Genomic DNA, 21295 nt, shown 5'->3' with positions numbered 1-21295 from the left:
CCACCTTGGTTGCGCCCGAATGGTCGTCGATGTGGGCGCGGCGGGCTGCCTACACTCCGCTGGTTGTGTTCAGATCCTTCGGCTACTGGGAGGTTCCGCCATGCGGACTGTTGATTCTGCTGCCGTTTTGGAAGGGTGGCTGTCGGGTTCGGAATCGGCGCACGGCCTGGCGAACCCCGCCGGTCCCCTGTACGTCGGCGGGAACGCCGCCGAGGCCGCGCTGGTCGACCCGACCGACATGCTGTACGCCTTCTGTTCCAGCCCGAGTGGCTCGCACGGCAGCTGGTGCTGCTGACGCGGTCATTGCTCGAAACGCGCCCGCTTCTCCCGGTTTCCGGGAGGGCGGGCGCGCCCGGGTCGGAACAGGCGGAGGCGGATGGTGCTCGATTCAGTGGAAAGCGAAACCCTCGCGTTCGGCGGCCCCGTCCGCTGGCTCGCGCGGCCGTGGCGGGCCGAACTCGCCGAGGAACTCGACGCGATTCCCGGCTTGACACCGGACGAGCGCGAAGTGGTGCTGGCGGCCGGGAGTGACGCGCTGGTCCACTCGCTGCACGCGAAGGTGTCGCGCGTGTTCCTCATCGAACTGCACGCGCGTCGGCTGGCCGGCGGGGACGAGTCCGCGATCTGGGCCCAGTACGTCGAAGACGCGATGCGGGACGGCTACCTGGCGAGCATCGAAGGCCGTTACCCGGTCCTTCCGCGGCGGGTCGGGCAGGTGGCGCGGTTGTCCGTGGCCGCCGTCGCCGGGTTCGCCGCCCGGCTGGCCACGGACCGCCCGCTGTTCGCCGACGCGCTGCGCGGGCCCCTGCGGGCGGTCACGTTCGGGCGCGGCGACACGCACCGGGGCGGCCTGACGGTCAGCCGGGTCGACGTCGGCGGCGGGACCATCATGTACAAGCCGCGGAACTCCGCGATCGACGTCGCGCTCGCGGCCTTGATCGACGACGCCTACCAGGACTTTCCCGCCACCCCGCCGCCCGTCGAGCGGATCCGGGTGCCCTCGGTGCTGCTGCGCGACGGCTACGGGTGGGCGGAGTTCGTCGAGCCCCGCTACTGCGCCGACGAGCGCGAGCTGGGCGTCTTCTACCGCAACCTCGGGCACTGGCTCGCGATCCTGCGGCTGTGCGGCGGCACCGACATGCACGCGGAGAACATGATCGCCGCGGGTCCGGTCCCGGTCATCGTGGACGCCGAGACGCTGTTCGACGCGCCCGCGGAGTTCCCGGCCAGCGGTCAGGGCGACGCCGTGGACGTCGCGACCGCCGCGATCCGCCGGACGGTCCTGCGCACCGGGCTGCTCCCGGTGCGCGGCACGGGGTACGCGCTCGGCGGCGTCGACATCTCCGGAATCGGCGCGCTGCCCGGGCAACAGCCCCGCATCCCGGCGCCGGTCATCGCCGCCGCGGGCACGGCCGCCGCGCGCCTGGAGGTCGACCTGGTCGAGATGCCCACCGCCGGGAACCACCCGAGCCCGACCGCGGTGCTGCACGCCCACTGGGACCGCGTGCTCGAGGGCTTCCGCGAGATGACCGCGCACCTGCACCGCCTCGACACCCGCCCCGGCGGGGACGCGCACCACCTGCTGCGGCACTTCGAGGGCGTCGAGGCCCGCCGGATCCTGCGGCCGACGCAGGCCTACGTCGACATCGGCCGGATGCTGTGGCACCCGGCGTCGCTGCACGACGAAGCCGCCGCGATCGCCCGCGGGCGGGACATCCTGCTCCGCAACGCGAAGGTCCTGCACGGTGCGCCGCAGGACCTCGCGACGATCGACGCGGAGATCGCCGACCTGCAGGCCGGCGACGTCCCGCTGTTCAGCTTCGAGGTCGACCGCGCGGCGATCGAGACGTCGGTGGCCGACTGGCGCGGCGCCGACCTGCCGTTCGAGGAGGCGATCATCCAGGACGCGCTCGTCGGGGCCTACCTCAACGAGCGCACGCTGCCCTCGCGCCGTCAGTACCCGGCCCGTGACCCGCACTGCCGGGACCGCGAGCGCCGGCGCCGGACGCTGGCCGCGGGGCTGGTCCGGCAGCTGTGCGACGGCGCGGTGCGCGGCGCGGACGGCACGTTCACCTGGGTCAGCCCGGTGTTCACCCCGGCGGGCTGGTCGATCCGGGTCCTGCCCGCCGACCTCTACACCGGCCAGGGCGGCGTGGTGCTCACCCTCGCCGAGTACCTGGCCGAGGTCCGCGCCGGGCGCGCAGACGAGGTCGAGGGCGTGCAGGAGTGCTTCGACGGCGCGCTGCGGGTGCTGAAGAGCGTCGAGGAGCTGACCGAGACGCCGTCGGCCGGGGCGTTCAGCGGTGCGGCGTCCCAGGTGTGGACGTGGCTCGCGCTGCACCGCGTGCTGGGCTGGGACTGGCTGCTCGACCGGGCCGCCGAGCGGGCCGGGCAGTTCTCCGACGGGCGCATGATCGCCGAGGACCGCGAGGTGGACCTGCTCAACGGCGTCGCGGGCGCGGGAGTCCCGCTGCTCGACCTGGCCGCGACCGGACGGCCGGAGTGGCTGCCGGTGGCCGCGGCGGTGGGGAACCGGCTGGTGGAGCTGGCCGTGCACGAAGACCATGGAGCCCGCTGGCCCACCCGGCTCAACCCCGAGGGCATCGGCGGCTTCGCCCACGGCGCGACAGGGATCGGCTGGACCCTGACGCGGCTCGCCCTCAGCGACGCCGGCACCCCGGCGGAACGGGACACGTGGCGGGAGCTGGCCGAGCGGGCGTTCGCGTACCAGGAATGGCTCTACCGGCCGGAGGCGGGCAACTGGTTCGACGCCCGGATCGGCAGCGAGGACGACTTCTTCACCAGCTGGTGCCACGGCAGCGCCGGCATCGGCCTGGCGATGCTCGACCTCCACCACCGCACAGGCGACCCCCGCCGCCTCGAGATGGCGGTCCGAGCCGCCCACGCGAGCGCGGCGGAGGGCTTCGGCTGGAGCCACACCTTGTGCCACGGTGACATCGGCCTGTGGGAGATGCTGGACGCGATCCGGCTGGCCGACCCATCGTGGACCGGCCCGGACCGCGACGAGATCGACGCGGAGCTGCTGACGAGCCTCGAACAGCGTGGCCCGGTCGGCGGCCTGGCCCGGGAGGCGTTTTCCCCGAGCCTGATGTCGGGCCTGGCCGGCGTGGTGCACGGGTTGCTGAGGATGCACCCGGAGCAGGACCTGCCTTCGCCGCTCCTGCTGGATTGACGTCGCCCTGGGTTCCTTGCCGGCTCACGATCGACAACTCGCCCACCACCCGTCGGCAGCTTGAGGAAGGTGATCGGGAGTATCTGGCGGCGCCGCCGGTTCACCTGTAGGCGTGAGGACGGATTCGGACGGTCCGCGGTTCCAGGTGCTCGGGCCCTTCGAGCTGCGGGTGCGCGACCAGGTCCTGGAGCTCGGCGGATTCCGCATCCGCACGCTCCTCGCCCTGCTCACGGCCAACGCCGGCCGCGTGACCTCGGTGGGAACGCTCGTCGACGCGCTCTGGGAGACCGAGGCGCCGCGGGACGCGCACCGGACCGTCCGCAGCTACGTGTCACGGCTGCGGCACTCGCTGGCGCCGGCGGCCGACCTGATCGTCACCCACCCCGCCGGGTATTTGCTGCGACCGCCGCCTGACGCCGTCGACGCCGGCCGCTTCGAAGGGCTCGTCGTGGCCGGCAGGCAGGCGATGGGGACCGAGCCGCAGGTGGCGGCGGAACGGCTGGCCGCCGCGCTCGCCGTCTGGCGCGGGGACGCCTACGCCGAGTTCGCCACCGTCCCGCAGCTGCGCGCCGAAGCGACGCGGCTGCACGGGCTGCGCCTCGGTGCCGTCGAGGACCGCGTCGACGCCGAGCTCGCCACCGGCGCGGGCACGGTCCTGGTGGAGGAGCTCACCGGGCTCACCGAACGCCACCCCGGCCACGAGCGGCTGTGGGGCCAGCTGATGACCGCGCTGTACCGGGCGGGCAGGCAGGCCGATGCACTCGACACGTTCGCGCGGGCACGCACCGTGCTTGTCGAACGATTCGGCCTGGATCCCTCGCCGCGGCTCGTCGAGGTGCACCGGCAGGTGCTGGCGAACGACAGCCGGCTCGAGGCGACCGCCGCCGTGGTCGTCCACGGCCCGCCGGCCCGGCCGGTGCGCAGTGACCTGCCGGGCGACATCGCGGACTTCGCGGGCCGCCGGGCCGAGCTGGACCGGCTGCTCGGGAGCGGGCCCGAGACGGCCCCGCTGGCCATGGTCATCGAGGCGCTGGACGGCATGGCGGGCGTCGGCAAGACGACGCTGGCGGTGCACGCCGCGCACCGGCTGACCGAGCGCTACCCCGACGCGCAGCTGTTCATCGACCTGCACGGCCACACCCCGGGCCAGCCGCCGATCGCCCCGACGTCCGCGCTGGACAGCCTGCTGCGGGCGCTGGGCGTGCCCGGTGATCGGATCCCCGCCGACCTGGACGCGCGGGCCGCGTTGTGGCGCGCGGAGCTGGCGGCGCGTTCGGTGCTCGTCCTGCTGGACAACGCCGCCGACGCCGCGCAGGTTCGGCCGCTGCTGCCCGGTACCGCGCGGAGCCTGACGCTGATCACCAGCCGACGCCGGCTCGTCGACCTCGAGTCGGCGCGCACCCTCTCGCTCGACGTGCTGCCGCAGGCCGACGCGGTCGCGCTGTTCGCCGGGGTCGTCGGCGACGAGCGGGCGACCGCCGAGGCCGGCGCGGTCCGCGACGTCGTCGAGCGGTGCGGCCACCTGCCGCTGGCGATCCGCATCGCCGCCGCCCGGCTGCGCTCGCGGCCCGCGTGGACCGTCCGCTACCTGGCGGACCGGCTGGGGGAGGCGTACTCCACGCTCGCCGAGCTGGCGGTCGGGGATCGCAGCGTCGGAGCCGCGTTCGCGCTGTCCTACCAGCGGCTGGACGAGCCGCGGCGGCGGATGTTCCGGCTGCTCGGCGTGCACCCCGGCCCGGAGATCGACGTCCCGGCGGCGGCCGCCCTCGCCGGGGTGGCCCGCGCCGAGGCGAACGAGCTGCTGGAGAGCCTCGTCGACGACCACCTCGTGCAGCAGCCGCTCACAGGCCGGTACCGGCTTCACGACCTGGTCCGACGGCACGCGCGCGCCGTCGCTCTGACCGAAGAGCCGGAGGCGGCCCGGGCCGGGGCCCTGCGCCGGGTCGTGGACTTCTACCTCCACACCGCCTACGCGGCCAGCCGCCTGCTCGACCAGCAGCACCCGCCCCTCGACCTGGGCGAGCCGGCCGCGGGCTGCGTCCCGCTGGCCCTGCCCGACGACGCCGCGGCGATGGCGTGGTTCGACACCCACCACGGGTGTGTGGTGGCCGCCCGGGTGGCGGCCGCGAACGCCGGCTGGGACACGGCCGTCTGGCAGCTGGCCTGGACGCTGGACAACTTCCACTACCGGCGCGGCCACCTGCACGAGAACATCGACGCCTGGCGCGCGGGCCTGGCGGCGGCCGAACGGCTGGAGAACGCCGCGGTCCAGGCTCGCGCACACCGCCGGCTCGGCCTGGTCTACGCGCCGCTCGGCCGTCAGGAGGAGGCGCTGCTCCACCTGAACCGGTCGCTGGCGCTGTCCGAGCAGATCGGCGACACGCTCGGACAGGCCGGCGCCCACTTCGTGCTGGCGCTCGCCTGGTCCCACCGCGACGACGACAGCCGCGCGCTCACCCACATCACCAGCGCGCGTGACCTGTACCGCTCGGTGGGCGACGAGAAGTGGGAGACGAGGGCGCTCAGCATGATGGGCGCCTGCCACACCCGGCTGGGCCACCACGACCGGGCGCGCGAGTACTGCGAGTCCGCGCTGGCCCGCTGCCGGGAGCAGGGCGACATCTACGGCCAGGCGGACAGCCTGGACAACCTCGGCGCGATCGCGACAGCAATCGGCGACAGCGCCGGGGCTTTGCGCCACTGCGAGCGGGCGTTGGAACTCTGGCACCGGCTGGACAACACCTACCGCCAGGCGGCAACCCACACGGCGATGGGCGACGAGTACCAGCGTTTGGCGGAACCGTCCCGGGCCCGGGCGGCGTGGCAGCGAGCTGCGGAGCTGTACCGGGCCCAGAACCTGGACGAGGCCGCGCTGGAGGTCGAGGCGAGGCTCGATTCAGGGCCGGTTCGCGCGGGGTGAGCCGTCGGCGGCCAAGCTGCTGCGCTCCGGTCGGCTGCTTGCGGGACTCAACCGAAGGACCTGCTCGAGCGTGAGGAGTTCGCCAGGTCCGTGCGGGCCGGGCGAGACCCACCCGGGGAGGAAACGTGGGAGCAAGACTGAAGGTGCTGGCCGCCGTGAGTGTGCTGGCGGTCGCCGCGCCGGCGACGGCGTCCGCGGCGGAGCTCGCGCCGGCCGCGGTGTGCCGGGTGGCCGAGCTGCCCGGAACGGTGGCCGGCGAGGAGGTCTACCCGGCCGCCACCGACGACCACGGCACGTTCGTCGGCCTCGGTCGGTCGCACTTCGGCGACAACGAGCACGGGCTGCAGTGGCACGACGGGGTCACGACGGACCTCGGGGAGTTCGTCCCGTCCGCGATCAACTCCGGCGGGGTGATGGTGGGCTCGCAGTTCGCCGACGGGAGGCAGCACGCGGCGATCCGGTCGGGCGGGGTGACGACGTTCCTGCCGGAGCCGGGTGAGCCGGGCTCGGGGGCGACCGACATCAACGCCCGCGGCGACGTCTCCGGGTACGCCTGGGTCGACGGCCTGTCCCGTGCCGTCGTCTGGCCGGCGGGCACGCGGACGCCGCGGGTGCTCGACGACGGGCCGGTGTACACGATGGCCCTGAAGGTGGACGACCTCGGCTTCGTCCTGAGTTCGGCGGGGTTCGCCGGCGACGAGGTGCAGACGGTCTACCGGCTCGACGGCACGGTCGTGCGGACGTTCCCGGTGATCGGCCCGGGCGGGCACCGCGCGTCGGACCTGGCCGGGGGCGTGCTGATCGCCGACCGCGGCGGCGCAGAGGGCGATGAGCTCACCTACATCGACGTGCTGACCGGACGCGAGCGTCCGTTGCCTGACAGCACGTACGCCCAGGGCGGGGTCCTCGCCGCGAACGGCGTCGTCGCGGCGAAGAACCGCAACGGGTCCCCGGCGCGCTGGAAGCACGGCCGCCAGCTGCAGCTGCCCCAGCTCGGAAACACCTACCCGCTCTACCCGACCGCGATCAGCGCCGACGGGCGGCAGATCGCGGGGGTCAGCACGGACAACACTCGGCAGATCGGCACGCTCTGGACGTGCCGAAACTGACGATGAAACGATTTTCCGTCCGGATGGATCGCATTCATAACCCAAGAACAAAGGAGAACCGATGAGAAGGATCGGCATGATCGTGGCTGCTGCGGCAGCAGTGCCCGCTCTTGTCGCCGGGCCCACAGTTGCCGCAGCGTCACCGGCAAGCGCAGCTGCCTACCCCACTCTCAACTTCCTCCTCAAGGACGGCACGGGTGGCTACTACTCCGGTACGGTCACCTTTTACAACCGCTCAGTCGGCGTCATCGGGTCGTTCAACGCCAGCGGCTGCGAGCGGGCATACGCGACCTCGCTGGTGGACTTGAAAGCGCTTGACGCGAGAAGCACGAGCCTTCACTGCGATACTATAACCTCGGGAAGCTTTTCCCTTTCCGCGGACGTTCCCGGTGGGGCGAATCGTGTCTACCTCGCCATCAAAAGCGAGTACGAGAGGGTGTACGACTTCACGAATTGCTGGCGTGACACCATGATCTGCAACTAGCACTGCAGTAGGGTGAGCAGGCGCCGGATCTCCGGCGCCTGCTCACCGTTCGGCGGTCGCTCGTCGTGTGGCCGGCACGGACGCCCTGCTGGGTGCGGAAGCCGTCCCAGGACCACACCAGCACCACGCCGTTGTCGATTCGTCCGAGCGCCGGGCCGTGGCTGGACCGGCCGACCGTCGGGTGCTGCTCCGACCAGCGGTCACCGCAGCTCGCGCAGCAGGGCGAGCCCGGCCAGCACCGGCGCGGCCGAGCACGGTTCGGCGTGACGGTCGAGGCCGGGCGCCGCCTGCACTGGCAGGACAGCCGGAGCACCGCGCCGCCGTGGCCGCGTTGGTCGTGGGCGCCCTGGACCTGTGACGCCGGCTCGTTGAGCCGTTCGGGTGGCGACGCGGCCCGCGGCCAAACCTCCCGGGGCCGCCGGGCGTGGTGGGGAGACGGCCGACTCCCGGGGGGAACCATGCTCAAGCGAACTCTTCTACTCGTGGCGGCGCTCGGCGCCGCCCTCGTGCCCGGCGCACAACCCGCGGTGGCGGCGGGCTGCACCTGGGCGATGACACCGCTGGCACTGCCGGCGCCCTACACCAGCAGCGAGGTCTACGCGGCGGCCGAAGGCGACTGGTTCGTCGGAGCGGTGCGCGGCCCCGACGCGTATTCGCAGGTGCGGTGGCACGGCGGTCAGGTCGTTTCGTCGTTCCGCCTGGTCGAAGTGCGCGACATCAACTCCTCCGGAGACGTCGTGGGGGACGGGGGGACCGGTGATTGGTGGGCCGCGAAACCCGTCGTGTACCGCGGCGGCCAATACGTGAACCTGCCCATGCCGCAAGGGTTCCGGTCCGCCAAGGCCACGCACATCAACAACGCCGGGGACGTCATCGGTGTCGCCTACGGTGATTTCGGCGGCGACGTCCACCCGGTGCTGTGGGCCGCCGCGCGGCCGGGCACGGCAGAGGTCCTGAACCCGGATCCGCAGCACCTCTACGACACCTACCCGGTCGACGTCGACGAGCAGGGCCGCGTCCTGCTCTACACCGACATCGGCGAGCGCTCGGGCGAGGTGTTTGTCCGAGCCACCGACGGCAGTTACCGGCAACTGCCCCCGCTGTACCCCGGTGGCGCGGTCTACCTCGAGGCCTTCCACGGCGGCCGCATCGCCGCTTCGGTCGTCACGCCCGAGCTGACGATGGTCGCCATCGAGGCGGACCTGGCCGGGAACGTCGTGCACACGACCACCGAAGCGGCCGACACCCTGTTCCTCGACGCCGGCACGACGATGGCCGGCGTGGCCCACACGTTCGGCCCCGAGAACTACGAACTCCGCATCTGGGAGAACGGCGAACCCACGGCCGACCTGGCCGGCGACGCCGACTTCAACGCGGCCCCGCGGCCCGCGGGTCTCACCGACGACGGGACGCTGGCCGCGACCATCAGGTTGCCGGGCACGACGCAACCGCGGGCGGTGGCCTACCACCGCGGCTGCTGACGCCGCTTGCACCACGCGGCCGGACAGCGCGGCCCGCCGCCTCGCCGGAGACAGCACGTCGGCTGCGACCAGCACCTGACCCGGCGCAGCCGCGGGCGATGGCCTACCGCCCGCGGCTGCCGACCGCGCCCGACCGTCACGACTCCTTCAACCGGCTGCCCCGCCGCCAGACCGTGCGCGTGTCGAGCGTGTCGCCGATGGTCGTCGTCGGGTCGCCGTCGACCAGGAGCAAGTCGGCGCGGAGGCCTTCCGCGACGCGGCCCCGGTCGGCCAGGCCGAAACGGCGGTGCCTGCGGCGACCTCCGGCCATGACCACCACCGCTGTCTCGGCGCCCGAGCCGCCGGGTGGATCGCTGAGCTCGTCGGCCGGTATGTCCGGCTGAGCCCGCTCGGCGGCAGCAGCTGCATGGATCTTCTGGGCCGTTTCTGGGGCGCATGGCGATCGGTCGCAACCGGTACGCACCGGCCCTGACCAGACCAAACACGCGAATAAGCCGAAGGGTGCCGCGAAGCCCCGATCGGGCTTCGCGGCACCCGCTAGGCGTCAGCGGGGCTGGTTCGCCCACCAGGTCCGACCGGCCTCGGGCAGCGTCGAAATCGGGTCGTAGTACGGGTACCGGCGCTGCAACGCCTCCGGGTCCTCGAGCTCGATCCCCGTCCGGTAGTTCTTCGTCCAGTACGAAATCCCCAGCTCCCGGTCGTACTCCGCCAGCTGGTGCACCCACCGCTTCCCCACATAAGGCACGTCGCACACGATGCGCGGCGTCGCATACCCGGGCAGGTACCCCATGATCGCGTGCTGCAGTTCCTGGGCTTCCCAAACAGCAACCCGCCAGTGCTCCGCGTTCGGGATCATGTCGCACATGTAGAAGTAGTACGGCAGGATGTTCGCCTCGCCCTGCAGCGCGAAGCACAGGTCCAGCAGCTGGGCCGGCGTCGCGTTCACCCCGCGCATCAGCACGCCCTGGTTGCGCACGTCCCGGACACCCACGTTCAACGCCGTCTGGGCTGCCTCCGCCACCAGGGGCGTCACCGACTGGGCGTGGTTCACGTGCGTGTGGATCGCCAGGTTGACGCCGCGGCGCTGGGCCGTCACCGCGACGCGCTCCAGGCCCTCGACCACCTTCGGCTGGAGCCAGTGCTGCGGGAGCGCCGCCAGTGCCTTCGTCGCCAGGCGGATGTCGCGGACCGTGTCGATGTCCATCAGGCGCATCAGGAACGACTCCAGCTGCGGCCACGGCACGTTGGCGACGTCGCCGCCCGACACCACCACGTCGCGGACGCCCGGGGTCTTCTTCAGGTACGCGATCATCGCGTCCTGGCGGTCGACCGGCTTGAGCGAGAGCTTGTGCTTCTCGACCGTCTCCGTGGAGTTGCCGACCAGGTCCATACGGGTGCAGTGGCCGCAGTACTGGGGGCACGTCGAGATCATCTCGGCCAGCACCTTGGTCGGGTAGCGGTGGGTCAGGCCCTCCACGACCCACATCTCGGCCTCGTGCAGCGAGTCGCGCTCGGAGTGGGGGTGGCTCGGCCAGGTGGAGTCACGATCACTGCGCACCGGGAGCATGTAGCGGCGGATCGGGTCGGCGTAGAACGCCTCGGTGACCTTCGCCGGGTCGGTGCCCGCCGTGGGCGCCATCGTGTTGATCATCTGCGGCGGCAGCAGCATCGACATCGTCGCCATCTCGCGCTGGTCGGCGAGCATGTCGTCGTAGAAGCGCTCCTCCAGCAGGTCGCCCATCAGCGCGCGCAGCTGCTTCGCGTTGCGGATGCAGTGCACCCGCTGCCACTGCGCGTCGCGCCACTCGGCGTCGGTCACGTCGTGCCAGCCGGGGAAGCGGCGCCAGTCGGGTTCCACGAGCTCGGCGCGGGCGTACTCGTAGGGCTGGTCGAAGGCGGCGGCAGGCGTCACAGGTTCCTGGATCGCAGTCACTTGTACTCCTAGTCGTCGGGAACGCGTTAAAATATCCTGTCATAACGTTCTCACGGAGTAAATCTTCCTGCCTGCTGGTGTGTCTTCCCCCAGGTGCAGTAGCCCTCGCCACCGGGGGCAGACTCAAGGGCGTGACGGACGAACACACGACGCTCCTGCTCGGCGGGCGCGTCTACACCCCCGCCGGCCCGGACGCCACGGCGATGGCGGTCACCGGCGGCACCGTGGTCTGGGTCGGCCAGGACGGCCCGGCCCGCGCCCTCCACGAAAACGCCGAGATCGTCGACCTCCACGGCGCCTTCGTCGCGCCCGCCTTCGTCGACGCCCACGTCCACGCCACCGCCACCGGCCTGCACCTGAGCGGCCTCGACCTCACCGGCGTCCGCTCCGGAGCCGAGCTGCTGGCCCGCGTGCGCGACGCCGTCGTCCCCGGACAGGCCCTGCTCGCCCACGGCTGGGACGAGAGCACCTGGACCGACTCCCGGCTGCCCAGCCGCGCCGAGCTCGACGACGCCGCCGGCGCCACCCCCGTCTACCTCAGCCGCGTCGACGTCCACTCCGCGCTGGTCTCCACCGCGCTGGTCGACCTGGCCCCGGCCGCCCGCGACGCCGGCGGCTGGTCGCCCGACGGCCCGCTGACCCGCGCCGCCCACCACGCCGTCCGCGCGGCCGTGCGCGCCGCGATCACCCCCGAACAGCGCGAACGCGCCCAGCGCGCGTTCCTCGCCGAGGCCGCGGCCCAGGGCATCGTCAGCGTCCACGAATGCGCCGGCCCCGACATCTCCGGCCGCGACGACCTCGCCGCCCTGCTCGCCCTCGCCGGCCCGGACACCACCGAGGTCGTCGGCTACTGGGGCGAACTCGGCGCCGTCGAGACCGCCAAACAGCTCGGTGCCCGCGGCCTGGCCGGCGACCTGTTCGCCGACGGCGCCCTCGGCTCCCACACCGCCGCCCTGAGCGCCCCCTACGCCGACCACACCGGCTCCGGCACGCTCTACCTCGACGCGCACCGCATCGGCGAACACCTGGCCGTCTGCACCGAAGCCGGGCTGCAGGCGGGCTTCCACGTCATCGGCGACGCCGCCGTCGCCGAAGTCGTCGAAGGCTTCCGGCTCGCCGAGAAGGAGGTCGGGCAGCGCGCCCTCGCCGCCCGCCACCACCGGCTGGAGCACCTGGAGATGGTCACCGCCGAGCAGGCGAAGCTCCTGGCCGGCTGGGGCGTGGTCGCGTCGATGCAGCCGCTGTTTGACGCGCTCTGGGGCGGCGACGAAGGCATGTACGCCGAACGTCTCGGCACCGCCCGCGCCGCCGGGCTCAACCCGTTCTCGACCCTCGCCGCCGAAGGCGTCCTGCTGGCGTTCGGTTCCGACGCGCCGGTGACGCCGCTGGACCCGTGGGCGAGTGTCCGCGCCGCCGCCTACCACCGCACCCCGGGCGCCGGCCTGTCGCCGCGCGCCGCGTTCACCGCCCACACCCGCGCCGGGCACCGCGCCGCCGGCGTCAACGACGGCATCACGGGCAGCCTCGTACCGGGCGCGCCGGCGCACTACGCGATCTGGGACGCGACCGACCTCGTCGTCGCGACCCCGGACAGCCGCGTGCAGCGCTGGTCCACCGACCCCCGCGCCGGTGTCCCGCCCCTGCCGCGGCTGGAACCGGACGCCGTCCTGCCGCACTGCCTGCGCACGGTCCGCGCGGGTGAAGTCCTCCACGACACCATCACCTAGAGTCGTCTTCCGTGGCAGTCACCGTGGCGGACCCCGAACCGGGCGCCCCGCACCAACCCGCCCGAACCCGGCGATTCCCGCGTGCCTGGCTGCTGCGCCTGGCCGGCGCGCTGGTGTCCGGGTTCGCCTATTACCTGAGCTTCGCGCCCCGCCCGCTGTGGTGGCTCGCGCCGCTGGCGTTCGCCGGGTTCGCGCTCGTCCTGCGCGGCCGCTCGAGCTTCCGCGGCGCGTTCGGCTACGGCTTCGCGTTCGGGTTCGTGTTCTTCCTCCCATTGCTGACGTGGCTGCTGGACTTCCTCGGCCCCGACTTCGGGCCGTGGCCGTGGCTGGGCCTGTCGTTCGCGCTGGCGCTCTACTACGGCCTCGCGGGCGGCCTCATCACGTGGGTGTCGCGCCTGCCGGCCGGGCCGCTGTGGGCCGCGCTGGTGTTCATCGCGCTGGAGACGCCCCGCGCGTGGTTCCCCTTCGGCGGCTTCCCCTGGGGCCGGGTCGCCTTCAGCCAGCCCGAAGGCGCGTTCCTGCCGCTCGCCTCGATCGGCGGCGCACCGCTGGTCGGCTTCGCCGTCGTCCTCAGCGGGTTCTGCCTCGCCGGCCTCCTCGGACGGCTCTGGGACGGCCGCGAAGCGCTCACGGCCGCGCTGCGCACCCGTCCGGCCGTCTTCGCCGCCGCCGGCACGCTCCTGCCCGTCGTGGCCGGCCTGGCGCTGTGGCCGACCGTCGGCACCGCCGCGCAGGACGGCGAGCTGACCGTCGCGACCGTGCAGGGCAACGCGCCGGACATCGGGCTGGCGCTGCAGGGCGAACGGACCGTCCTGCGCAACAACACCATCGCCGAGAGCCAGCGGCTGCTCGACGCCATCCGCGCCGGGAAGGTCCCGAAGCCGGACCTGGTGCTGTGGCCGGAGAGCGCCACCACCGTCACCGGGCCCGACCCGCAGGTCGACCAGCTCGTCGCGAACTTCGGCGTGCCCGCGCTGATCGGCGCGATCTACGAGCTGCCCGACCGGCACCTGCAGAACTCCGTCATCGCCTGGGACCCGCACACCGGGCCCGGGCAGCGCTACGCGAAGCAGCAGCTGGTGCCCTTCGGCGAGTACGTGCCCGCCCGCAAGCTCGCCGAGCTCGTCACGCCGTTCCTGGACTCCGAGACCGTCGACATGGTTCCCGGCGACGGCGCGAACCAGACGATGGCCGTCGCGGGCACGAAGGTCGGCATGTTCGTCTGCTACGAGGCCGCGTTCGACTACCCGGCCCGCGACGCCGTGCGCGACGGCGCCGAACTGCTCGTCGTGCCGACCAACAACGCCTGGTACGGCGAGAGCGAGATGAGCGTCCAGCAGCTGGCCATGTCGCGGCTGCGGGCGGTCGAGCACGGCCGGTCGGTCGTGGTGTCCGCCGTCTCAGGGGTGAGCGCGATCGTCGCCCCCGACGGAACGGTTACCAGCTCAACGGGCCTTTTCACCGCGGATTCCCTGGTCGGGCGCGTCCCGCTGCGGACGCAGACTACGCTGTCGGATCGACTCGGTGCGTGGACGGAGTACGGGCTGCTGGCACTGGCGATCGCCGGGGTGGCCGGCGGGCTCGTGCTCCGTTTTCGCACCCGGCGCGGCAGCGCCGGCACGGCAGGGGACACGGCGGACTGACCGCCGGGGATATCGGAGGAGCACGGATGTCGCAGGCGCCGCGGGGGGCCCGGGGAATCGAGCCGGTGCTGGTGGTGATCCCGACGTACAACGAACGGGAGAACCTCGGCCCGATCCTGGATCGCCTGCAGAAGGTACTCCCGGACGTGCACGCGCTCGTGGTGGACGACGGCAGCCCGGACGGCACCGGTGAGCTCGCCGACGAGCGCGCGGCCGCCAACGACCACGTCCACGTGCTGCACCGCACCGAGAAGGCCGGCCTCGGCGCCGCCTACATCGCCGGGTTCCGCTGGGGCCTGGCGCGGGAGTACAACACCATCGTCGAGATGGACGCCGACGGCTCGCACGCGCCCGAGGACCTGCCCCGGCTGCTGGACGCCGTCGGTGACGCCGACCTGGCGATCGGGTCGCGGTACGTGCCGGGCGGCAGCGTGGTGAACTGGCCGCTCAAGCGCCAGGTCCTCTCGCGCGGCGCCAACATCTACTCGCAGGTCGCGCTGGGCATGCGCACGCGCGACATCACCGCCGGGTTCCGCGCCTACCGCCGTCCGGTGCTGGAGAAGCTGGCCCTGGACGAGGTCAACTCGCACGGCTACTGCTTCCAGATCGACCTGACGGTCCGCACGGCCGACGCCGGGTTCGAGATCGTCGAGGTGCCGATCACCTTCACCGAGCGCGAGATCGGCGAGTCCAAGATGGACGGCTCGATCATCCGCGAGGCGTTCCTGCGGGTGGCCACGTGGGGCGTGGAGCGCCGCTGGCAGCAGCTGCGCCGCCTGGTCAAGCGCGGCTGACCCGCGCGGTCACGATCCACGTCCGGGCGCCCAGCAGCACGCCGTCCGGGATTTCGTGCCGGGCGAAGGCGTTCCGCAGGCGAGTGGCGGCGCCGTCGGTGGGCCGCAGCTCCTGGACGTCGTGGAGACCGAGGGCGAACTCGCACGCCGTCGCCGCGTCGGGGCCGTAGCAGACGGGCTCGCGCAGCTCGGTGAACTCGACGTCGCCGAAGCCCGCGTCCCGCAGCAGGGCCGCGGTGTGGCTCCGGTCGCCGAGGGAGAAGTGCGGCCCGGGCGGCGGCGCGGCCGTGCCGGGGGAGACGGCGTCGTGCAGCACCGAGTACCACTCGTTGCGGGCCCGCTCCTGCCACACCAGCAGCACCAGGCGCCCACCGGGGCGCAGCGCGCGGGCGAGGTTGGCGAACGCGGCGGGCGGGTCGGCGAAGAACATCGCCCCGAATCGGCTGAGCACGACGTCGAAGGTCGCCGCCGGGAACGGGTGCGTCTGGACGTCGGCCACCTCGAAGCTTGCCCCGCCGAGCTCGCGGGCCCTGGCGATCGACTGCTCCGAGACGTCGACGCCCAGCGCCGTCGCGCCCGCCTCGGCGGCTTCACGGGTCGACTCGCCGGTGCCGCAGCCGACGTCGAGGACGTCTTCGCCCGGCCGTACGGCGGCCACGGCGCGGAACCGCTCGTTGTGCGGGCGCACCTCGGCGTCGAACAACGCCGCGAACCGGACCCGGTGGGGTTCACTCATGCCGTCTTCTCCCGTCATCGGCCATCATGGGGCCGATGACGACCATCGTGGCCTTCCACGCCCACGCCGACGACCCCGTCCTGCTGAGCGGCGGCACCCTCGCCCGCGCGGCGGCCGACGGGCACCGGGTGGTGGTCGTCGTGGCCACCGACGGCATGGACGCCGAATCCCCGACCCCGCGCTGGCGGGAGCTGGAGGCGAGCGCGGCCATCCTCGGCGTCCGGCGCGTCGTGCACCTCGGGTACGCCGACAGTGGCCACGGGCCTGAGCTGTACCCCGATCCGCCCGGCCGGCAGCGCTTCGCACGCGCGGACACCGAGGAGGCCGCCCACCGGCTCGCCGCCGTGCTGCACGAGGAGAAGGCCGACCTCCTGCTCGGCTACGACGCGAACGGCGGCTACGGTCACCGTGACCACGTCCAGGTGCACGCCGTCGCCCGGCGGGCGGCCCGGCTGACCGGGACGCGGCTGCTGGAGGCCACGATCCCGCGCGACTTCGCCCGGCGGTTCGTCCGGGTGGTCCGGGCCTTGCGGATCCCGTTCCCGTACGACGCCGAAGCGCTCGACCACGTAGGGAGCCCGGCTTCGGCCGTCACCCACCGCTTCGACGTGCGGCGGTTCGCCGGGCGCAAGCAGGCGGCGCTGGCCGCGCACGTGTCCGACGTCCGCGGCAGCGGGCGGCTCGCGGCGGTGCTGCGGGTGCTCGTGTGGCTGCCGGCGCCGTTGTTCGCGGTGGTGGCGGGTCGCGAGTGGTACGTCGAGGTCAGCCCGGCCGGATCGCCACGCCGATCGCTGCAAGTTTCTGCACGTTCTGGTCGCCTGGATCGGCGTCGGTGATGACGCCGGCGATGTCGGCGAACGGCAGCACGGTGAACCGGGAGGCCGCGCCGAGCTTCTCGGCACTGGCCAGCACGTAGGTGTCGGCGGCGCGCCGGGCCAGGGTGCGTTTCATCGCGGCTTCCTCGGCGTCGCCGGTGGTGAGCCCGGCTTCGGGGTGGACGCCGGTGACGCCGAGCAGGAAGACGTCGGCGCTGATCGCCTGGGCGGCCTCGGCCGCGGCGGCGCCGCAGGTGACCGCGGAGTGCCGGAACAGGCGTCCGCCCAGCAGGAAGACCTCGACGCCCGGGTGGTCGAGCAGGGCGACGGCGACGGTCGGGCTGTGGGTGACGACGGTGGCCTCGAGGTCTTTCGGCAGGGCGTTCGCGACGGCGAGCGTGGTGGTGCCGCCGTCGAGGATGACCGTCGAGCCGGGCCGGACCAGGCCGGCGGCGATCCGCGCGACCCGGTCCTTGCCGTCGACGGCGATGGCCGTGCGGCTCGCGTAGTCGGCGACGGCGGGGGAGACGGGCAACGCGCCGCCGTAGACGCGCTGGCAGAGCCCGGCGGCGGCGAGGTCGCGCAGGTCGCGGCGGATGCTGTCCTCCGAGACGCCGAGCTCGGTGGCCACGTCCTTCGCCAGCACCTTGCCGTCGGCCGCGAGCCGGGCGAGCAAGAGGTCGCGGCGTTCGCCGACCAGCATGCACAGTCCTCCTTGTTTCTGCCGATTCGTGCACATTATGGTCGCGGCATGACCTCCTCGACAAGCCCGTCCCGCAACCCGCGCGTCCGGGTCACCGACGTGGAACTGCTGTCGTCGGCCTGGTACGTGCTGCGCCGGACGACGTTCGACTACCAGCACGGCGACGGCCGCTGGACCACCGAACAGCGCGAAACCTACGACCGCGGCAACGGCGCGACCGTGCTGCTCTACGACGTGGCGGGCGGGACGGTGCTGCTGACGCGTCAGTTCCGCTACCCGGTCTACGTCAACGACCACCCGGACGGCATGTTCCTGGAGGCGGCCGCGGGCCTGCTGGACGCCGACGACCCCGAGACGGCCATCCGCCGCGAGGCCCAGGAGGAGACCGGCGTCCGCATCGGCGAGCTGGAGCACGTGTTCGACGTGTACACGAGCCCGGGCTCGGTGACCGAGCGCCTGCACTGCTACGCGGCGCCCTACGACCCGGCCGACCGCGGCGAAGGTGGCGGGATCGCCGAGGAGGGAGAGGACATCGAGGTGGTCGAGCTGCGCTTCGAGGACGCCCTGAAGATGATCGAGACGGGGGAGATCGCGGACGCGAAGACGATCATGCTGCTGCAGTGGGCAGCCCTGCGAGGCCCGTTCCGCACCGATTAGGTTTCGCCGCCACGCCCGTCTGTATGGGGGAAGCGACACTCACGAAAGGCCGGCACGATGCGGAAACTGATCTTCGGCATGAACCTGACCCTGGACGGCTACATCGCCGCGGCCGGCGACGACATCGGCTGGAGCGGCGGGCCGGGCGAGGAGCTGTTCCAGTGGTGGCTCGACTACGAGCTCGGCATCGGCACGTCGCTGTACGGGCGCAAGCTGTGGGAGGCGATGAGCTCCTACTGGCCGACCGGTGATCAGCACCCGGACGCCACGCCGGCGCAGATCGAGTTCGCGCGGAACTGGCGGGACACCCCGAAGGTCGTGTTCTCCTCGACCGTCGACAAGGTCGACTGGAACACCCGCCTGGTCACCGGCGACGCGGTCGCCGAGATCACCCGGCTCAAGGCCGGGGACGGCGGCCCGATGAGCATCGGCGGCGCGACGCTCGCCCGGGCTGCCCTGCGAGCCGGGCTGGTCGACGAATACGTGCTGGTCACCCACCCGGTCCTGGTGGGCGGCGGCACGCCGTTCTTCACGGCGCTGGACAGCTGGGTGCACCTGAACCTGGTCGAGACGCGGACGTTCCCCGGGGGCGCGGTGCTGACCCGGTACGAGACCCAGTGATCACAGCGTCGCCGGCAGGCCCAGCCAGGGCTTGCCGGCGACCTCGAACCCGGTGAGCTCGGCGATCTTCCCGTCGGCGATGTGCAGGACCGCGAGGTTCAGCAGCCGGTGCACCGGGTCCTCGGGGGTGCGCAGGTACAGCGCGGCGGCGGGCATGCGGTTGACCGTCGTGGGGGTGCAGCGCCAGTCGTCGTGGCCGTGCCGGAAGAGCCCGCCGGCGACCCAGCCGTCCACCGCCTCCCGGGCTCCCGTGGTCACGGTGCCCGGGTCGGGCAGCATCGCGAAGCGCAGGTCGTCGCGCAGCAGGGCCGTCAGCCCGTCCAGGTCGTTGCGCTCGTGGGCGTCGATGTAGGCCTTCACCACGCCGCGCTCGTCGTCCGAAAGCTCGTGGGTGGCGGGGCTCCGCCAGTCGAGACGCCGGTCGGGCAGCTGCTCGCGCATCGTGACCCGCGCGCGTTGCAGGGCGCTGGTCACCGAGGCGACGGTCAGCTCGAGGGTGCCGGCGGCTTGTGAGGCGGGCCAGCCGAGAACGTCCCGCAGGACGAACACGGCGCGCTGCCGCGGCGGCAGGTGCTGGACGGCGACGACGAACGCCAGCTCGATCGTCTCCCGCGCCACCGCCGACTCCTGCGGGTCGTCGGGGAGCATCCGGTCGGGGTAGGGCTGCAGGTGCGGCACCTCGAGGTCCGCGCCCGGCAGCTCGGGTGTGCGCTTGTCCAGGAAGTCGAGGCAGGCGTTGGTCGCGATCCGGTACAGCCAGGTCCGTACGGCCGCGTGGCCCTTGAACGACTCCCGCTTGTCCCACGCGCGCAGGAACGTCTCCTGCGTGAGGTCCTGGGCGTCCTCGAAGTTCGCGAGCATCCGGTAGCAGTGCACCTGCAGCTCACGCCGGTGGCGCTCGGTGAGGAGCGCGAACCCCGCCGCGTCGATCATGGTCGTCGATCCTTCCACCCGTGCGAGGGAGCCGTCAGTACAGACGGGGTGGCGAAGGACTTCTGATCGGTCCGGGCATGCGAAAGGCCCCGCGGGGGGAGGTCGCGGGGCCTTTCCGTTGTGGTGGGAGCGGTGGCTACGGGCCGACGCTCTCGGGCGTTACGCGGACCGGGAGGTCCGCCGGCCCTTCAGCTCGGCGAGACGTTCGTTCAACAGGTCCTCGAGCTCGGGGATCGTGCGCCGCTCGAGCAGCATGTCCCAGTGGGTGCGCGGCGGCTTGACCTTCTTCTGCTCGGGCTGCCCGCCGTCCACGATCTCCGACTCGCTGCCGTGCAGACGGCATTCCCAGACCGTCGGGATCTCGGCGTCGTCGGAGAACGGCACCTCGAACTCGTGGTTCTTGGGGCAGGCGTAGCGCACGGTGCGGCGAGGGGCGAGGTCGTGGTTGCGGTCGGTCTCGTAGCTGACCGCTCCCAGCCGGCTTCCACGAAGAACACGGTCGGCCATGATGGGGGTCCTTTCAGTCAGCTCCGGGTGGAGCCTGGGGTGATGCTCACCCTATGCAACGACTTGGGGCCCCCGAGGATTCCCGGGCTGCCATGTCGTTGCTCACGATGAGCTGCGTCACCCAACGGCATCAGCTTCCTCTAGTAGGAGGCGTTTCGCGCTTCGGCGTGACGTCAATACGGCCTTCTTAGTGCTGATATCCCCCGGATGGGCTACTCGGGTCCATGTCAGGTCAACCGTAACTGACCGTGACGACCAGTAACGGGCCCCAAGTCACCCGATCGGAAGTGGCGGCGACACAATACCTGATAACGCACAGTAGCATTTTCGGCCTCAAAACCGGCCAAAGCTGAAGATTCAACTACGGATTGTTCGGTATCTGCCACCACGACGGTGTCGCCCTCGCGCACGACCTCGCCCTCGAGCACCCGCGCGTTGAACCGTCCCGGCAGCCCGCACCAGCACAGCACTTCCACCTGAACGGGTTGCAGTTCGTCCGCGAGTTCGAACAGGCGAGCGGCCCCGGGGAACAACCGGCTCCGGAAGTCCGTCGCGATCCCGAAGCAGTACACGTCGATCTCGACCTCGTCGGCCAGTTCCGCCAGCTGGTCGACCTGCCCGGGGGAGAGGAACTGCGCCTCGTCCACCACGACGTAGTCCACGTGCTGCCCGCGCGCCCACTCCTGACGCACCAGGTCACGCACGTCGGTGTCCTCGCCGACCTCCACCGCCTGTCGGCTCAGCCCGATCCGGCTCGAGATCTGCGGCGCGCCCGAGCGGTCGTGGCGCACCAGCACCAGACCGCGCCGGCCCTGCCGCGCGTGGTTGTGGTCGATCTGCAGCGCCAGGGTCGACTTCCCGCAGTCCATCGGTCCGTAACAGAACTTCAATCTGCCCACCGGCGGCGTCCCGCGGCGCGAACCGGCCGCGGGAACCGACGAGAGCGCGTCGGTCGGATCGGGGCCGGCAGCCCGGTCGTTCAACAAGGTCACGACACCTGACCCTATCGGTGTCTGGACAGTCGTTCAGGACAGCCCCG

The 21295-nt window shown here is 72.4% G+C and carries 19 protein-coding genes; 12 read left to right on the top strand and 7 right to left on the bottom strand.

Features of this window, described 5'->3' with window-relative positions:
* Positions 1–100 precede the first annotated feature (100 nt).
* The 6 genes from ACZ7PG_RS38945 (at position 101) to ACZ7PG_RS38920 (ending at position 9187) form a co-directional block, all read left to right on the top strand.
* On the top strand, positions 101–295 hold the full coding sequence (locus ACZ7PG_RS38945) for a DUF6229 family protein (protein WP_470244204.1): 195 nt from the start codon (positions 101–103) through the stop codon (positions 293–295).
* Positions 296–391: 96 nt separating this feature from the next.
* On the top strand, positions 392–3193 hold the full coding sequence (locus ACZ7PG_RS38940; RefSeq protein ID WP_470244203.1) for a type 2 lanthipeptide synthetase LanM family protein: 2802 nt from the start codon (positions 392–394) through the stop codon (positions 3191–3193).
* 112 nt (positions 3194–3305) lie between these two features.
* Entirely contained in the window at positions 3306–6113 is a 2808-nt protein-coding gene (locus ACZ7PG_RS38935) for an AfsR/SARP family transcriptional regulator (RefSeq protein WP_470244202.1), read from the top strand.
* A gap of 125 nt (positions 6114–6238) precedes the next feature.
* The gene (locus tag ACZ7PG_RS38930) at positions 6239–7222 is read left to right on the top strand and encodes a hypothetical protein (RefSeq protein ID WP_470244201.1); all 984 of its coding nucleotides are present in this window, start codon (positions 6239–6241) and stop codon (positions 7220–7222) included.
* Positions 7223–7283: 61 nt separating this feature from the next.
* On the top strand, positions 7284–7706 hold the full coding sequence (locus ACZ7PG_RS38925) for a hypothetical protein (protein WP_470244200.1): 423 nt from the start codon (positions 7284–7286) through the stop codon (positions 7704–7706).
* Between the two features lie 458 nt (positions 7707–8164).
* A complete protein-coding gene (locus tag ACZ7PG_RS38920; RefSeq protein WP_470244199.1) occupies positions 8165–9187 on the top strand; it encodes a hypothetical protein in 1023 nt (340 codons plus the stop codon).
* A 136-nt stretch (positions 9188–9323) separates the two neighbouring features.
* Here ACZ7PG_RS38920 and ACZ7PG_RS38915 read toward each other — a convergent pair whose 3' ends face one another.
* On the bottom strand, positions 9324–9497 hold the full coding sequence (locus ACZ7PG_RS38915; RefSeq protein ID WP_470244198.1) for a hypothetical protein: 174 nt from the start codon (positions 9495–9497) through the stop codon (positions 9324–9326).
* 234 nt (positions 9498–9731) lie between these two features.
* Positions 9732–11120, bottom strand: a complete 1389-nt coding sequence (locus ACZ7PG_RS38910) for a KamA family radical SAM protein (protein WP_470244197.1) — start codon at positions 11118–11120, stop codon at positions 9732–9734.
* A 131-nt stretch (positions 11121–11251) separates the two neighbouring features.
* Between ACZ7PG_RS38910 and ACZ7PG_RS38905 the strand changes: the two genes are divergently transcribed.
* From ACZ7PG_RS38905 to ACZ7PG_RS38895, 3 genes are read left to right on the top strand one after another with little or no spacing between them, the layout of a single operon-like run.
* On the top strand, positions 11252–12847 hold the full coding sequence (locus ACZ7PG_RS38905) for an amidohydrolase (protein WP_470244196.1): 1596 nt from the start codon (positions 11252–11254) through the stop codon (positions 12845–12847).
* 11 nt (positions 12848–12858) lie between these two features.
* Positions 12859–14490: an apolipoprotein N-acyltransferase gene (lnt, locus tag ACZ7PG_RS38900; protein ID WP_470244195.1), complete on the top strand. Its 1632-nt coding sequence runs from the start codon at positions 12859–12861 to the stop codon at positions 14488–14490.
* Between the two features lie 26 nt (positions 14491–14516).
* On the top strand, positions 14517–15284 hold the full coding sequence (locus tag ACZ7PG_RS38895) for a polyprenol monophosphomannose synthase (RefSeq protein ID WP_470244194.1): 768 nt from the start codon (positions 14517–14519) through the stop codon (positions 15282–15284).
* Here ACZ7PG_RS38895 and ACZ7PG_RS38890 read toward each other — a convergent pair.
* The gene (locus tag ACZ7PG_RS38890) at positions 15271–16020 is read right to left on the bottom strand and encodes a class I SAM-dependent methyltransferase (RefSeq protein ID WP_470244193.1); all 750 of its coding nucleotides are present in this window, start codon (positions 16018–16020) and stop codon (positions 15271–15273) included. The two genes, ACZ7PG_RS38895 and ACZ7PG_RS38890, sit on opposite strands and share 14 nt — an antisense overlap.
* 35 nt (positions 16021–16055) lie before the next feature.
* Between ACZ7PG_RS38890 and ACZ7PG_RS38885 the strand changes: the two genes are divergently transcribed.
* Positions 16056–16856 carry a PIG-L deacetylase family protein gene (locus tag ACZ7PG_RS38885; protein WP_470244192.1) on the top strand — a complete coding sequence of 267 codons (801 nt, stop codon included), beginning with the start codon at positions 16056–16058 and terminating at the stop codon, positions 16854–16856.
* Here the strand turns inward: ACZ7PG_RS38885 and ACZ7PG_RS38880 are convergent.
* Positions 16783–17538, bottom strand: coding sequence for a DeoR/GlpR family DNA-binding transcription regulator (locus ACZ7PG_RS38880; protein ID WP_470244191.1), 756 nt, complete (start codon positions 17536–17538; stop codon positions 16783–16785). The two genes, ACZ7PG_RS38885 and ACZ7PG_RS38880, sit on opposite strands and share 74 nt — an antisense overlap.
* A 48-nt stretch (positions 17539–17586) precedes the next feature.
* Here ACZ7PG_RS38880 and ACZ7PG_RS38875 point away from each other — a divergent pair, with 48 nt between their 5' ends.
* Both ACZ7PG_RS38875 and ACZ7PG_RS38870 read left to right on the top strand, forming a co-directional pair.
* Positions 17587–18195, top strand: coding sequence for an NUDIX domain-containing protein (locus ACZ7PG_RS38875; RefSeq protein WP_470244190.1), 609 nt, complete (start codon positions 17587–17589; stop codon positions 18193–18195).
* Between the two features lie 57 nt (positions 18196–18252).
* Positions 18253–18816 carry a dihydrofolate reductase family protein gene (locus ACZ7PG_RS38870; protein ID WP_470244189.1) on the top strand — a complete coding sequence of 188 codons (564 nt, stop codon included), beginning with the start codon at positions 18253–18255 and terminating at the stop codon, positions 18814–18816.
* Here ACZ7PG_RS38870 and ACZ7PG_RS38865 read toward each other — a convergent pair whose 3' ends face one another.
* The 3 genes from ACZ7PG_RS38865 to ACZ7PG_RS38855 form a co-directional block, all read right to left on the bottom strand.
* Positions 18817–19767: an RNA polymerase subunit sigma-70 gene (locus tag ACZ7PG_RS38865; protein WP_470244188.1), complete on the bottom strand. Its 951-nt coding sequence runs from the start codon at positions 19765–19767 to the stop codon at positions 18817–18819.
* A gap of 141 nt (positions 19768–19908) precedes the next feature.
* Positions 19909–20256: an RNA polymerase-binding protein RbpA gene (locus tag ACZ7PG_RS38860; RefSeq protein WP_003081521.1), complete on the bottom strand. Its 348-nt coding sequence runs from the start codon at positions 20254–20256 to the stop codon at positions 19909–19911.
* A gap of 227 nt (positions 20257–20483) precedes the next feature.
* Positions 20484–21248: a thymidine kinase gene (locus ACZ7PG_RS38855; RefSeq protein ID WP_470244187.1), complete on the bottom strand. Its 765-nt coding sequence runs from the start codon at positions 21246–21248 to the stop codon at positions 20484–20486.
* Positions 21249–21295: the final 47 nt, after the last annotated feature.

This window comes from Amycolatopsis sp. NPDC114504, from assembly GCF_055633595.1.
Note: the sequence above shows the minus strand (reverse complement) of the source record. Positions and strands in the feature narration are given on the sequence as shown.